The organism is Tabrizicola thermarum (assembly GCF_003574395.1).
Classification (GTDB): domain Bacteria; phylum Pseudomonadota; class Alphaproteobacteria; order Rhodobacterales; family Rhodobacteraceae; genus Tabrizicola; species Tabrizicola thermarum.
Genome location: NZ_QMJY01000013.1, coordinates 292,023 through 307,001, shown reverse-complemented (window position 1 = coordinate 307,001; position 14,979 = coordinate 292,023). Strand labels below are relative to the sequence as shown.

General features: G+C 66.8%; 11 protein-coding genes. All 11 read left to right on the top strand.

The window, feature by feature from the left end; translation table 11 throughout:
- The 11 genes from D5084_RS06285 (at position 1) to D5084_RS06235 (ending at position 14,856) form a co-directional block, all read left to right on the top strand.
- Positions 1-2,445 (top strand): GTPase domain-containing protein, encoded by a 2,445-nt coding sequence (locus tag D5084_RS06285; RefSeq protein WP_128514660.1) that lies wholly within the window; start codon positions 1-3, stop codon positions 2,443-2,445.
- 133 nt (positions 2,446-2,578) lie between these two features.
- On the top strand, positions 2,579-4,642 hold the full coding sequence (locus D5084_RS06280) for a dynamin family protein (protein ID WP_238382566.1): 2,064 nt from the start codon (positions 2,579-2,581) through the stop codon (positions 4,640-4,642).
- Positions 4,643-4,673: 31 nt separating this feature from the next.
- Positions 4,674-5,630, top strand: coding sequence for a dynamin family protein (locus D5084_RS06275; protein ID WP_128514658.1), 957 nt, complete (start codon positions 4,674-4,676; stop codon positions 5,628-5,630).
- 18 nt (positions 5,631-5,648) lie between these two features.
- Complete coding sequence (locus D5084_RS06270; RefSeq protein WP_128514657.1) at positions 5,649-6,020, top strand: hypothetical protein; 372 nt, start codon at positions 5,649-5,651, stop codon at positions 6,018-6,020.
- A gap of 31 nt (positions 6,021-6,051) precedes the next feature.
- Positions 6,052-6,909 (top strand): hypothetical protein, encoded by an 858-nt coding sequence (locus D5084_RS06265; RefSeq protein ID WP_128514656.1) that lies wholly within the window; start codon positions 6,052-6,054, stop codon positions 6,907-6,909.
- Positions 6,910-7,065: 156 nt separating this feature from the next.
- Entirely contained in the window at positions 7,066-8,961 is a 1,896-nt protein-coding gene (locus D5084_RS06260; RefSeq protein WP_128514655.1) for a Hint domain-containing protein, read from the top strand.
- A gap of 95 nt (positions 8,962-9,056) precedes the next feature.
- The gene (locus tag D5084_RS06255) at positions 9,057-9,902 is read left to right on the top strand and encodes a flagellar motor protein MotB (protein ID WP_128514917.1); all 846 of its coding nucleotides are present in this window, start codon (positions 9,057-9,059) and stop codon (positions 9,900-9,902) included.
- A 90-nt stretch (positions 9,903-9,992) separates the two neighbouring features.
- On the top strand, positions 9,993-11,300 hold the full coding sequence (locus D5084_RS06250; RefSeq protein WP_128514654.1) for a flagellar hook protein FlgE: 1,308 nt from the start codon (positions 9,993-9,995) through the stop codon (positions 11,298-11,300).
- Positions 11,301-11,306: 6 nt separating this feature from the next.
- The gene (gene flgK / locus D5084_RS06245; protein WP_128514653.1) at positions 11,307-12,770 is read left to right on the top strand and encodes a flagellar hook-associated protein FlgK; all 1,464 of its coding nucleotides are present in this window, start codon (positions 11,307-11,309) and stop codon (positions 12,768-12,770) included.
- Positions 12,767-13,768, top strand: coding sequence for a flagellin (locus D5084_RS06240; RefSeq protein ID WP_128514652.1), 1,002 nt, complete (start codon positions 12,767-12,769; stop codon positions 13,766-13,768). Before flgK ends, D5084_RS06240 begins: the two co-directional genes overlap by 4 nt.
- Complete coding sequence (locus tag D5084_RS06235; protein ID WP_128514651.1) at positions 13,765-14,856, top strand: flagellar basal body P-ring protein FlgI; 1,092 nt, start codon at positions 13,765-13,767, stop codon at positions 14,854-14,856. The genes D5084_RS06240 and D5084_RS06235 overlap by 4 nt, the downstream gene beginning before the upstream one ends.
- The last annotated feature ends 123 nt before the right edge of the window (positions 14,857-14,979 follow it).

Sequence of the window (14,979 nt, the reverse complement as noted above, 5' to 3'; positions counted from 1 at the left end):
ATGGCAAATCCGGATGAGGAACTGACAGTCGCCCAGCGGCTTGGCCGCGCACTTGACCGGGGGCTCCTGCCCGCGGGCGGGCCGGCAGAGGCTGCGGAACGGCTGATCGAACGTCTGGAGCGCCCGGCCCGCGTCGCCCTTCTGGGGCTGCCCGGGTCCGGCAAGTCCTCGATCCTGAACCTGCTTGTCGGCGCGACCGTCGTCCCCGAGACCTTGCGCCTGCCGACGATTGTCGTCCAGCACGGCGAAACGGCCCGGATGATGTGCACGCTGACCGACGGCAGCACGACGATCCTGCCGGGCAGCGATCTGGCCGAGGTTCTGCCCCTGGCTCCGGCTCTGGTCACGCTGGAGATGGACCTGCCCGCGCTGAAGGTCATCAGTCTGCTTGAGGTGTCGGCCGGGCCGATGGAGGCAGAGCAGAAGCGGGCCGCCAGCTGGGCCAGCAAGCGCGCCGATATCGTGATCTGGTGCACCACGTCCTATCTGCCGAAAGAGCAGGCGGTCTGGGAAAGCCTGCCGGAGTCGGTCAAGGACAACAGTTTCATGTTCCTGACCAAGGTCGATCTTCTGGGCAGCCGCCAGGCGGCCTCGGCGATGCATGATCGGGTCGAACTGCGCGCGGGCGAGGAGTTCCGCCAGATCCTGTCGATCTCGGCCAAGGAAGCCCGCGCCGCGATGCCGCCGGGAGGCCCGGTGAACCGCGAGCTGTTCCGCGACAGTGGCGCGACGGCGGTGATCTCGGCGATCAAGCAGCGCGTCCAGTCGGGCCGCCGGGCCGACATGGATACGGCCGAGCTGCTGTTGGCGCGGCATGTCGAGGCCTCGGAACTGGTGGCGCGGCGCTTTGCCGAAGCGGGCGAGGCAACGGAAGCGCCCGGCCCGTGGACTCCGCCGCCCGAGACCGAGGCGCCGGAACCGCCCGTGGAGGCCGAGATCGAAGCGGTCGATCAGGATGCCGACGAGGCGTCCGAACCCGTCGGGGACGACGAGAACCCGGCCGAAAGGGCGGAGGCCGAGGAGGCCGTCGAGGAGGAGGCGGAGGCTGCGCAGGCCGTCGAGCAAGCACCGGACTCTGAAGAGGCGATCGCCCCGGAGCCGGTGATCGCCGCCCCTCCGCCGGAGGATGCAGCCGACCCTGCACAGCCCGAACCGCGCAGGCGGTTTGCCGACCGGATCAAGCGGGTGGCCGGCGATGCCGATGTGGCGGCGCCGGTGGTCCCCTTGCGATCGACCTGGAAATCGAAGGCCGAGCTGGAAGCCCCTTCCGAGCCGGAGCCGCAAGCAAAGCCCCCCGAAGCGACGCGGCGGCCGCGCCCGGCCGCGCAACCGGTGCCCGATGGGGGCGATCTGGCCCGGATGGTGGCCCGGATTGCGGCGCAACCCGAAGCCGAGGCCGAACCGGCGACCGAAGACCCTGCCCCGCCGCGCGAACAGCCGCCGCGCGCTGTGACGCCGCGTCCCGACAGCGGCGCCGAGGTGCCTCGCCCCGCGCCGGAAGATGCCGACCGGGACGCACCCGCCGCCGCACGGCGCAAGCTGTTCGGTGCGCCGCGCACTCCCGCCTCGGGTCTGACCCGTGGCGCGCCCCTGCCTGACCTGTCCTCGCTGCGCGCCACCCCCGAAGAGATGGCCGAAGCGGAGGCGGTTGAAGATCCGGCCCCGGATCAGGATGCGGCCGAGCCGGTCGACCTGCCGGATGTCGCCGGGGAGCCGAGCGCCGAGGAAACGGCAGAGGCGATGGAGCCGGTCTTGTTCAGCAAGCCGGAACCGGCGCCCGAGGCGCCTGTCGGGGCCGCCACAAGGCCCGCCCCGGTCGAGCGGCCGCGGCTTTTCAACCGCGAACCGCGCCCGCGCCCTGCCGAGCCGGTCGCCCCCCCGCGTGACGCGCCGCGCCCGCGTGACGTTCCGGTCCAGCGTCTGCCTGCCTCGGCCCGGGCCGCTGCGCCCGCACCGGCAGCGCCAGCCGCGCCGGCGCTGGACGCGGCCCAGTTCTCGCCGCGTGCGATCATGATGCGCGAGCGACCTGCCGATACGGGCCAGCCCGCCCCGCGGCGCGAACGTCCGCGGATCGCCCCGCGGGCCGTTCCGGCAAGCGCCGCCCCCGCTGCGCCTGCCCCGGATGTCGGCGTGGACGCAGGTGTGGCGGACGAGGCGATTGCGGTCATCCGGGCCCGAGCCGCCGCGCTGGAGAGCGAGATCGATCTCGAGGCGAAGGTTCCGGTCGATCTGATCCTGGACCATGCCCGCGAGACGGGAGAGCAGGTGATGGCGGTGGTGTCGCGGGGCAAATCCGAGGCGATGCGCCGAATCAGCAGCGACCTTGGCGAGGTGCTGGACCACATCATGCTGATGCAGTTGGAAAAAGGTCACGCCCCTGCGGATGACGCGCTGACCATGCTCTTGCAACTTAGACGCGAACTGGAAACATTGCGCGCCGTCTGACGCCATTGTGAGCGTAGAATCGTCAAGAATGTGCCCAATTGGGACCACTTTCCAAACTTATGACATGATTGCGGGGACTTCTGTCGAATGGTGCTCGAACCAGGCGATTCAGCCCTGCAAGTGTGAGGTGAACATGGGACTCGGTGCGGTTGCAGAGAACGAGGACACGCTGGACGGCATCGCCGCCCAGGCACCGGACGTTGCCCTGAAGCGCAATTTCCCCGGGCTGGGACGCATCGCCGAGTCGATCAAGCAGTTCGAGGATGTGCTGCGCGATTTCGTGACCATGGCCGACCCGGACACGGCCAAGAAGGTCACCCGGATCATGAGCCAGGTGCGCGAGGTCGAGCCCTCGGTCACCGTGATCGGCCAGATCAAGGCGGGCAAGACCTCGCTTCTGAACGCGATGATCGGCGCGCCGAACCTGCTGCCGACGGACGTGAACCCCTGGACCTCGGTCGTCACCTCGCTGCACATCAACACGCCCTCGCCCGAGCTGAACGTGCGGGCGAAGTTCAAGTTCTTCGACAACGCGGAATGGGAAAAGCTGGTGTCGAACGGCGGCCGGATCGGCCAGCTGGCGGCGCGCGCCGGGGCGGACGAAGAGCTGGAGAAGCTGCGTCTTCAGGTCGTCGCCATGCGCGAGAAGGCTCAGGCGCGGCTGGGCCGCAAATTCGAGATGCTGCTTGGCACCGAGCATCGCTATGGCACGGTCGATGACGCGCTGTTGCGCCGCTATGTCTGCGTCGGCGACGAGGAATCGGGCGGGGCCGAGGCGGGCCGCTTCACCGACATCACCAAGTCGGCGGACCTGTATATCGAGCGCGAGGATTTCCCGATCCAGATGTGCATCCGGGACACGCCCGGCGTGAACGACACGTTCATGATGCGCGAGCAGATCACCATCAACGCGGTCCGCGACAGCCGGTCCTGTATCGTCGTGCTGTCGGCGCACCAGGCGCTGACCACGATGGACATGGCGCTGATCCGCCTGATCGCGCACCGCCAGAGCCGCGAGATCATCATCTTCGTCAACCGGATCGATGAACTGCCCGATCCGGCGAACCAGGTGCCCGAGATCCATCGCTCGATCCTGGAAACGCTGGAAAAGAACAACGCGCCGCCGGATATCGACATCATCTACGGGTCGGCCCATTGGGCGAATGCGGTGCTGGAAGGCAAGATCGACGAGATGACCGACGACTCGACCGAGTCGGCGATCAACTGGACCCGCGCCGCCTTTGCCGACAAGATGAGCGAATGGACGGCGGAACAGCTGGTCTGGCATGCCTCGGGCGTGCCGGCGCTGCTGGATGCGCTGGGCCAGCGGATGTACGAAGGCCCGGTGCGCGAGGCCTTGCAGAAGGCCTCGCGTCAGGCGCTGAACCTGGCGCAGTCGCTGGATGTGGTGGATCAGGTCCGCATCCTGGAATCGGATGGCCAGCTGAACCGGACGATGACGCCGCAGCAGCTGGACGCCGAACTGCGCAAGATCGAACAGGCGGCGATCGAGAAGCTGACGCATCTGACGAACAACGTCTGCAAGGATTTCACCAACCGCATCGACCAGAGCTATGAACGCTTTCTGGACCGCGCGACGAACAGCCTGATCGAGCATCTTCAGACCAATGGCGAGGATGCGACCTGGCACTACAGCCCGCTGGGGCTGCGGATGCTGCTCTCGTCCAGCTATCAGGTCGTGCTGAAGAAGATGCACGCGATCGCGGCCGAGGTGAACAACGAGACGGCGGTGCAAATCGCCGATCTTTACGGCAAGACCTTCTCGATCACGGTCGAGGGCTTCAAGATCGAGACTCCGGTCGTGTCCTACATCCCGCCGCCGATCAACCTGGGCCAGACCATCGCGCTGGACCTGCAGGTCGGCTGGTGGAAGGGCTGGTGGCAGCGCCGGCGCGGCTACAAGGCCTTTGCGCAGGACTTCAACAAGCTGATCCGGGCCGAGACCGATCCGATCATCAACGACCTCAAGACGATCCAGATCGGCCTGTTCCGGGAGCGGACCCAGTCCACCCTGCGGGACTTCCTGCAGGAGCAGCGCGAACTTCTGATGAGCGCTCTGGCAAGTTCCGAGATTTCGATGGAAGAAATGAAGGAGCTGTTCGGCGTGAACGCCTGGGAGGACCGCCAGGAATGTCTGGCCTCGATCATGGACGAACTTGCGATTTATGCTGACTAGGTGCGTAAAGGGTTACGAAAGGACCTGAGCAATGCCGCTGACCCGCAAACCCCGCATCGCCATCATGGGCGAATTCAGCTCGGGCAAGAGCACGCTCTGCAACGTGCTGATGGGGGCAAGGCCGCTGCTGGAAAAGGTGACGGCGACGCAGCTGCCGCCGGTCTGGCTGTCCTACGGCCCGGACGACGCCTACACGATGGGTCTGGACGGCCATGCCTATGACCTGGACCTGGCCGAACTGGAAGACGTGAGCCTGGAGACGACCGAGCACGTCCGCATCTTCATGAAAAGCGACATCCTGCGCTATTGCGACCTGATCGACATGCCGGGCATTTCCGACCCGTCGATGTCCTCGGAAGTGTGGGAGCGGATGACGCACCTGGCCGATGGCGTGTTGTGGTGCACCCATGCGACGCAGGCCTGGCGGCAGTCGGAATCCGGCGTCTGGTCGACGTTCCCCCAGGAAATGCGCCGCAACAGCCTGCTTCTGGTGACCCGCTTCGACAAGATCCTCGGCGAGAAGGACCGCGCCAAGGTGCTGAAGCGGGTCGAACAGGAAACCGCAGACCAGTTCGCCGCGGTGTTCCCGGTGTCGCTGTTGCAGGCGATGCGGGCGGGCGACGACGAGGCCATGTGGATCGACAGCGGTGTCGATGCCTTTGCCAAGGCGCTGTTCGAGGTGATTCACCGTATCATCGACGAGGGCCACCCCGAGCCGGGCGATGCGGGCAAACCTGCCGTCACCCCGGACCCGGTCGAGGAGACCGAAGTCAGCCAGAGCCTGATCGCCCGGACCTTCGAGCGTCTGACGGCGATCCGCAACACTCCGGTCATCAGGATACAGCCGCGCCGGGTCGAGGCGAAGACCGAACGGCTGTTGCGCACCGAACGGCCGACGGCCGACGCAGGCCCGACGCTGGTGACCTTTGCCGATGACATCGTCGGCACGGGCAATGCGGTGCCTTATGGTCGTGTGAAGAGCTCGTAACGCGGAAAGGACGCAGGAGTGAGTGTCCCGGAAAGCCTTGGGGCGGTGGTGAAGGCCTTTCCGCAGGCACGTCTGGTGGCGTTTGCCGATCTTTCGGCGCGCATGATCCTGACCAGCGCCGGACCGATGAACACGACGCAGGAACATCTCGACCGGCTGTGCCATCAGGCGCGGACCTGTTTCGACGACCCGCTGTTTTCTCTGTCGGTCGAGGCCTTCGGCGAGCCGCATACGGCGGTGGTCATGGGGCCGGCGAATGTCCGGGTGTTCCTGAGATCGGAAATCGAGCCCGCCGATGCCCTGTGCTGCATCTGCGATCCCGGCATTGACCTTCCGGCATTTGTGGCCAAAATCCGCGACACGCTGGATCGCATTACCAATGGCGGGTGATGTGCATGCGTGACCGGGGCCGAAGAAACCGTTGAACAAGGGCATCGTTCCAATCCTCGCTCGTCTGCGGAGCCTGCAGGCGGACGTTGTGGTGTTGTCCGGCGGCTCGCGCGTCATCGCCCGGCCAACGGATCGCAATCCGGTGGCGCAGCTTCTGCGGACCGCGAACGAGACCATGCTGGGCCGGTCGCTGGAATTCCAGTCCTCCACGGGGGCGTCGGTGACGCTGGATGTGGTCGGGCGCCGGGTGCTGCGCGTGACCGCTTGCCATGGTCTCTCTGGAGCCGAGGCCTGTCTGGGCGCCGAGGTGCTGGAAGACGACCACAAGGACGACCTGATAAAGCTGTTGCAGGCCCTGGCTGCCCCGCACCACGAATTGCGGGTGATCTCGGGCCCGATCGGGCGCGGCGGGGCAGAGGTCAGCGTGGGCCTGCCGGTCGCGCTGCTGGCAGATCTCTTGCTGGTGGAGTTGAACGAGATCGAGAGCGACAGCGCCGATGCAGGGGGTGCGCCGGAGGCCGGGCCTGACGCGGGACCCGAGGAGCTGCCGTCGACCGGCACCAGCCTGACCGGGTTTGCGCAGAGACTCGGCCCGGCGCTGATCGCCTGGCTGATCCAGGGCGGGACGGAGGACGGTCAGAGCAGCGGCCCGGACGAAATGGTGTCGCATCTGGTGGGCTTTCTCGAGGACGAGCGGGACTCGGTCCTGCGCCAGCTGGATCTGATGTGCGACACGCCGGGAGAGCCGGTCTGCCTGTTGCTGGGCATCACTCTGATCGAGGGGCACAGCATCGTCTGCGCCAGGGCGCAGGAGGCCCTGATGCTGGGTGTGGTCGAAGGCGACAGCACCCAGAGCGCGCTGGCCGCCTGGCGCGGCCCGGCGGGATGATCTGGCCAAGCAGCGGCCGCATCACTGCCATAAGCCGTGGCGCGCGCTGCTGCGGTATCGGCTGGCGTTCGCCGATACGGGGAACAGGGTGCGATTGTTCCCATTCTGCCAGATCAGAGGCCGTGATACACAACCAGAAGTTAGCGAGTAACGATCATGGCCGAAAACAGCAGCACAAACCCGGCGACAGCGGGCGGCACCACGATCACCGGCACGGCTGGTGTCGATTCCCTGACGGGGGGCGGCGGCTCGGATACCATCATCGGCGGCGGCGGTGCGGACCGGCTGTCGGGCGATGCGCCTTTGCAAGGCCAGTGGCAGTACAGCGTCTATGACCGCGACTTCAGCAGCGCCAACAACCAGACCCAGTTCATCACCTCGGGAACGCTGATCGGGCATGGCTATGTGGATGACTTCGGCGTCCGGGCCCTGCGCAATACCCTGGGCGGAACCGCGCCGGGCACGGACCGGAACGACTACGGGATCGTCTATAGCTCGACCCTTGGGATCACGACTGGCGGGACCTATACCTTCTCGACGACATCCGACGACGGATCGCGGATCATCATCCGGGATTCCGGCGGGAACATCGTCTTCAACCTGAACAACGACTTCCACCAGGCGGCCACAACGCGCAGCGGAAGCGTGACCCTTACGGGTGGGCAGACCTACACGATCGAGGTCTATTTCTGGGAAAACCAGGGCGCCGACAGCCTGAGCGCGACCATCGCCGGCCCGGGCTTTGGCGCAACCGATCTGGCGACCTCCTCCCTGATCGGGGTGCCCCCGACCGCGCCGGGCCATGTCGATGGCAACGACAGCATACTGGGCGAGGCGGGCGACGACACGATCCTTGGCGGCGGAGGCAATGATTCCCTCTTTGGCGGGGCAGACAACGATTCCATCCTGGGCGAAAGCGGCCAGGATCTGATCTATGGCGGCGACGGGGCGGATCGGCTGTTCGGCGGCGCGGATGCCGATTCGATCTACGGCGGGATCGGCAACGATACGATCGACGGCGGACTTGGCGACGATCTTCTTGCCGGGGATGATGGCGACGACAGCATTCTCGGCGACGCCGGAAATGACACGCTTTACGGCGGCATCGGCAATGACACGCTGTACGGCGGTGCCGATGCCGATCTGCTTTCCGGCGGGGCCGGAAACGATGTCCTGTCCGGGGACAGCGGCAACGATCTCCTTCAGGGCGGGGCCGGGGCGGACGCCCTGTTCGGCGGCGCGGACCGGGACCGGTTCACCTTTCTCGATGGCGATTTCTCGGTGGGCGATACGGTCGACGGCGGCTCGGCGGGGGATGACTACGACATCCTCGACCTGTCCGGCTACGGCTGGGCGCGGACCGACATCACCTATCTCACCCCCGACCGCGAAAACGGCTATGTGGACTTCTTCGATGCCTCCGGCGGCTATCTTGGCCGGATGTTCTTCAGCGAGATCGAGGAAGTCATTCCCTGCTTTGCCTCGCGCACTCTTGTCGAGACCCCGGACGGACCGCGCCCCGTGGAAAGCATCCGGCCCGGAGATCTGGTTCTGACGCGGGACTGCGGCCCGCAGGTCGTGCGGTGGACCGGGCAGCGGAGCCTCTCTCTGGCCGAAGTCATGGCAACCCCGGCGCTGCGGCCGGTCGAACTGGCTGTCGGCGCGCTTGGCCCCGGCCTGCCGGACCGCGCCCTGACCCTGTCGCCCCAGCATCGTCTGCTGCTTGGCGGCCCGTGGTGCGAGCTTCTGTTCGGCGAAACCGAGGTTCTGGTCCCGGCCCTGCATCTGTCCGGGCGCGTCGGCGCGTCCCGCCCGCTGGCGCCGGTGACATATGTGCATCTGATGTTCGACCGGCATCAGATCGTCCGGACACATGGCGTCTGGAGCGAAAGCTTCCAGCCGGGAGAACGGGTCCTGGGCGCGATGCCCGATCCGCAGCGCGACGAACTTCTTCAGCTGTTTCCACAGCTTGACCGCGCCGAGGGCTATCCGGCGGTGCGGGCCACCCTGAAGGCCCACGAGACCCGCGTCCTGCTTTGTCGGCAAATGTGACCGAAACGCGGAATACCGCTAAAATCCAATCAGTTAAGTGCCTGTCAATGCTGGGCCTGTAGAACCGGACTTGGGTAATGACTTGGGTGATGTGGATGGCTGCGCAAAGCAATGCGGCGCCGGTCATCATCAAGCGGAAGAAAGTGGTGGGTGGCGGGGGCCACCATGGCGGGGCCTGGAAAGTGGCCTACGCCGACTTCGTGACCGCCATGATGGCGTTCTTCCTCTTGATGTGGCTGCTGAACGCGACAACGGAAAAGCAACGGAAAGGCATCTCGGATTATTTCAATCCGACGATCCCGGTAAACCGCATCTCGGGCGGTGGCGACGGAGCCTTCGGCGGCGACAGCGTGTTCGCGGAAGAGACGATGGCCCATACCGGCACCGGGGCGATGGACCGCCGGGCGGAAACCGCCTCGGTCGATCAGACGGGCGACGATGCCGGCCGGGGGGTATCGGGCGATGGCCGCGCGCAGTCCGAGCTTGAGAATGTCGAGAAGGCCCTGATGGCGCGGGGCGGCGAAAGCAACACCATGGAGCAGCTTCTGCGCCATGTGGTCACCAAGGTCACCGACGAGGGGCTGGTGATCGAGCTTTTCGACCTTCCCGACGCGCCCCTGTTCATCGGCGAAACGGATGAGCCGTCTCCCGTGGTGCTGGCGCTTGCCGACCTTCTGTCCGACGTGCTGAACCTGACCACCAACGAGATCGCGGTCAGCGGGCATCTGCGCGCCCATCCTGTCACGCTGATCGACAATCCGGTCTGGGATCTGTCGTCGCTGCGCGCGCAACGGACCCGCAGGATGCTGGAAACCGCCGGAATCAACCCGGCCCGCATGCAGCGGGTGTCCGGCTATGCCGACCGCAAGCCCGTCGTCGCCGACCCCGCTGCCGAGCGCAACAACCGGATCGAGGTCATCCTTCTGCGCCGCGACCGATAATCGTTCGACTTTTATCCGTTAGGGCCATGTTAAGCGATCCGGATGCAGCTTTGTGCAAACAGTGGTCGAAGCAGCAGAAAGGCGCTTTCCATGACGATTTCCTCCTCGCTGTCCGCAGGCGTGGCCGGGTTGAACGCGAACGCCACCCGTCTGGCCTCGATTTCCGACAATATCGCGAACTCTGCCACCTATGGCTACAAGCGTGCCTCGACCGATTTCACCAGCATGGTGATCTCGTCGACGCGGGGCACCAGCTCCTATTCGGCGGGGGGTGTGCGGGCCTCGACGGTCCGGCTTATCGACGAACGGGGTGATCTGATTGGTACCGGGCACCCGCTGGACCTTGCTATTGCAGGGCGCGGGATGCTGCCGGTGATCAACGAGGTGTCGCTGGGCAACGCGCTGTCCGACACGCCGCTTCTGATGACGCGGACCGGCAGTTTCCGCACCGATGCCGACGGCGTGCTGAAGACCGATGCGGGCCTTGTGCTTCTGGGCTGGCCCGCCAATGCCGATGGGTCGATCCCCGCTCGGCCGCGCGACACGATCGCCGGGTTGGTGCCGGTGGTGATAAACACCAACCAGACGGCCGGCGACCCGACCACCGCGATGAACCTGGGCGTGAACCTTCCCGCGACCTATACCGTCGCCGGTTCCACCGCCGTGCCTCCGCCGCTGTCGGTGGAATATTTCGGCAACCTCGGCACGTCCGAGGCGCTGGAAGTCTCGTTCGTTCCGATCGTGCCCGTCTCTGGCGCGTCGAACCAGTGGACGATGCAGATCCGCGACAGCGCCGGGGGCGGCAACCTGATCGGCGAATACAACCTTACCTTCGACGACAGCCGCGGCGCGGGCGGCACGCTGGCCTCGGTCACCGTGGTGTCGGGCGGGGCCTACAATCCGGCCGACGGCACACTGGCGCTGACCGTGGCCGGTGGCCCGATGACCGTGGGGATCGGCCGCCTGGGCGATCCGAACGGGCTGACGCAGCTGTCCGACAACTTCGCCCCGGTATCGATCACCAAGAACGGCTCGCCGGTCGGCAACCTGACCACGGTCGAGGTGGACGAGAAGGGCTATGTCAATGCCACTTACAACACCGGCTTCACCAAACGGCTTTACCAGATCCCGCTGGCCGACGTGCCGAACCCCAACGGCCTCTTGTCACTGTCGAACCAGACCTACCAGGTCTCGCCCGAATCGGGGTCATTCTTCCTGTGGGACGCGGGGTCGGGCCCGACCGGGTCGATCAAGGGCTATTCGCGCGAAGGATCGAAGACCGATGTCGCCGCCGAATTGACCAATCTGATCCAGACCCAGCGCGCCTATTCCTCGAACGCCAAGGTGATCCAGACGGTGGACGAGATGCTGCAGGAAACCACGAACATCAAGCGGTGATAGGCGATGAGCATCACCTCTGCCCTTGCAGGAGCGTTGTCGGGCCTGTCGGCCACCTCGCGGCAGGCGGAAATCCTGTCGTCGAACGTGGCCAACGCGACGACCCCGGGCTATGCCCGCCGCCAGGTCAGCCTGGGCGCGGCGGTGCTGGCGGGCACCGGGCAGGGGGTGCAGATCCTGGGCGTCACCCGCGACGTCGACAGCCATCTTCTTGGCGAACGCCGGATTGCCCAGGCGGGCGGCGGCGACCGCGATGTGCGGGCAGGGTTCCTCAGCCGGCTGGAAAAGGCCTTGGGCACGCCGGACAGTGCGGGCTCGCTTGCCGCGCGGTTGGCAGCCTTCGACCAGTCGCTGGTCGAGGCTGCGGGGCGCCCCGAATCGCAGCCACGGCTGGGCACGATCGCCACCACCGCGCGGTCGCTGATCGACGGGTTGGCTGCGGCATCGAAAGAGATCCAGTCGGCCCGCGCAACCGCAGACCGCCGGATCGGCGAGGAAGTGGGCAAGCTGAACGCCACCCTCGGCCAGCTGCACGAGCTGAACGTCGAGCTCCGGTCCTTCACCGGCGCGGGGCGGGATGTCTCGGCGCTGCTCGACGAACGCCAGCGCCTGATCGACCAGGTGGCGGCCATCGTCCCGGTGCGCGAAATCCCGCGCGACCTGAACCAGATCGCGCTGTTCACGGTCGGAGGTGCGCCGCTCCTCGAAGGCTCGGCTTCGGTGATCGGCTTTTCGCCGACCCACACGATCACGCCCGAAATGACCCAGGCACTGGGCGGGCTGTCGGGGATCACGATCAACGGGCGGCCCTACGACACTGCGGGGTCGGCAAGCCCGATCCTGGGCGGCACGCTGGGCGCCCTGTTCGCGGTGCGCGACGAGATGGCCGTTACAGCGCAAGGCCAGCTCGACGCCGTCGCCCGCGACCTGGTCGAACGCTTTTCGGCCCCGGGCGTCGATCCGACCCTGGCGCCGGGCGCACCGGGGCTTTTCACCGATGCCGGGCTCGCCTTCAACCCGCTGGACGAAGTCGGGCTTGCGGCGCGACTGCGTCTGAATCCGCTCGCCGATCCGGCCCAGGGAGGAGAGCTCTTCCGCCTGCGCGACGGGCTTGGGGCGGTGACCGAGGGCCCGCCGGGCAACGGGTCGATCCTGCAGGCCCTGCATGAGGCGCTGACGGCCGCGCGACCGTTGTCCTCGACCGCCTTCACCGCCGGAAACCGCAGCTTTGCCGCGCTGACCGGCGATCTTCTGTCCGACGCCTCGGCCCGGAGGTTGTCGGCGCAATCCGAGCAGACCTTCGCTGCCGCCAAGCTGGCCACGCTGACCGATCTCGAGGCGCAGGACGGCATCGATACCGACCGCGAAATGCAGGAGCTTCTGGTGATCGAAAAGAACTATGCCGCGAATGCCAAGGTCATCCAGGCGGCAGCCGAGATGATCGACATCCTGATCAGGCTGGACAGATGATGCGGGTCTCGGTCGGTGACGCCAGCCTGACGAACGTCCTGGCCCGCCAGGGCGCTGACCTGCGCGGTCAGGTCCAGCGCGCCTCGCAAGAGATCGCGTCGGGCAAGCATGCCGATATCGGCCTGGCCCTGCGCGGGGATTTCTCGCCTCTGCTGGCCATCGACGCCAGTCTCGCGCGGCTAGCGGCCTTCAAGGCGACGACGGCGGATGCCGCCTTTCACACTGCCGCGCAGCAGTCATCGATCACCGGGTTGTCGAAGCTGGCCAGCGGGATCTCGACCCAGCTGCTGGGCGTGACGGATGTGGCGACCCCGGCACAGATCAACACGCTTGCGGCCGATGCGCGCGGAAGGCTCGGCTCGGCCATCAGCCTTCTGAACACGCAGGCCTCGGGCCGGGCGGTCTTTGCCGGGCAGGCGACGGACGTGGTGCCGCTGGGGTCCGCCGATGACCTGCTCGCCGCGCTTGAGACGGCGGCGGCGGGTGCGACGACAGCGGGTCAGGTGGCGGCGGCCGTTGCGACCTGGTTTGCCAACCCGCTGGGCTATGGCGCCTTCTATCAGGGCAGCGCGCCTCTGACCGGGTCTCCCATCGCCCCGGGTGAGCAGGCGGACCTTTCGACCACGGCGATGGACCCCGCGATCCGCGACACCCTGGCGGGCCTTGCGACCGCCGCCCTTCTGGACCGCGGGATGCTGGCCGGCAACCCGGAAGAGCGGGCGCGCCTGGCCGTCATCGCGGGTCAGTCGCTGACCGGCAGCGAAGAGGCGCGGATCACCCTCTCGGCCCGTATCGGCACGGTCGAGGCGCAGATCGAGGCCGCCCGCACCCGCAACTCTGCCGAGGAAACCTCGCTTGGCATCCTGCGGTCGGACATCGGCTCGGTTGACCCTTATGAAGCTGCGACCCGCCTGGAAACCGTCCGCGCGCAGCTTGAATCGCTCTATCTCGTCACCGCCCGCGTCTCCCGCCTCAGCCTTACGGAGTATCTGCGATGATCCGCTTCCTTCTGGCCCTGATCCTGACGGCAAGCGCGGCCCTGGGCGAACCGATCCGCATCAAGGATCTGGTCGAGTTCGACGGCGTGCGCGGCAACGACCTGGTGGGCTACGGCCTGGTGGTGGGCCTGAACGGCACCGGCGACGGCTTGCGCAATGCGCCTTTCACCGAAGAGATCATGGCCAACCTGCTGGAGCGGCTGGGTGCCAATGTCACGGGCGAGGAGTTCCGGCCGAAGAACGTCGCCGCTGTCTTCGTGACCGCCGAGCTGCCGCCCTTTGCGCGGTCGGGCGCGCGGATCGACGTGACGGTCTCGGCCATCGGCGATGCGAAAAGCCTTCTGGGCGGGACGCTGGTGATGACGCCGTTGAACGGGGCCGACGGACAGATCTATGCGGTGGCGCAGGGCACGATCATCGCGGGAGGGGTCGCGGCCGAAGGTCAGGGTGCAAAGGTGACCCAGGGCGTGCCGACCGCCGGGGTGATCCCCTCGGGCGCACGGGTGGAACGCGAGGTGGCGTTCAACTTTGCCGACCTCCCCGTGCTGCGGCTGGCGTTGAAGTCCGCTGATTTCACCACAGCCGAACGGATCGAGCGCGCGGTCAACGCCGAATTCGGCCGCCGCGTCGCCGAAATGCAGGACGCGGGCACAGTCGCGGTGAACATCGGGGCGACGGGAATGCAGTCTCCGGCCCATGTGCTTGCCCGGCTTGAAGGCATTCTGGTCCAGCCGGAAACCCGGGCGCGTGTGGTGGTGGACCAGCGGTCGGGGACGATCGTGATGGGGGCCGACGTCCGGATCAGCCGGGTCGCTGTCGCGCAGGGCAACCTGACCCTGCGGGTCGATGAAAGCCCGCTGGTCGTGCAGCCGAACCCGTTCGCGGAAGGCGAGACGGTGGTGGTCCCCCGGTCGAACGCCGAGATCGGCAAGACCGGGACCGGGCTGGCCGAGATCCGGGGCGGCACCGATCTGGCCGAGGTGGTGGCGGGGCTGAACGCTTTGGGCGTGGCGCCGCATGACATGATCGACATCCTGAAAAGCATCAACGCCGCCGGCGCGTTGCATGCCGAGTTCGTGGTGAACTGATCTGTGGTCTCGGCTGAACCGCGGTCCGCCCCCCTTCGGGAGCCGTTGGACTCAGCGTTCGGGCGGCGGCTCCGGGTTCCTCGGGGCCCCTAGGTCCGCGATACGCAAGACAACGAGCAGGGC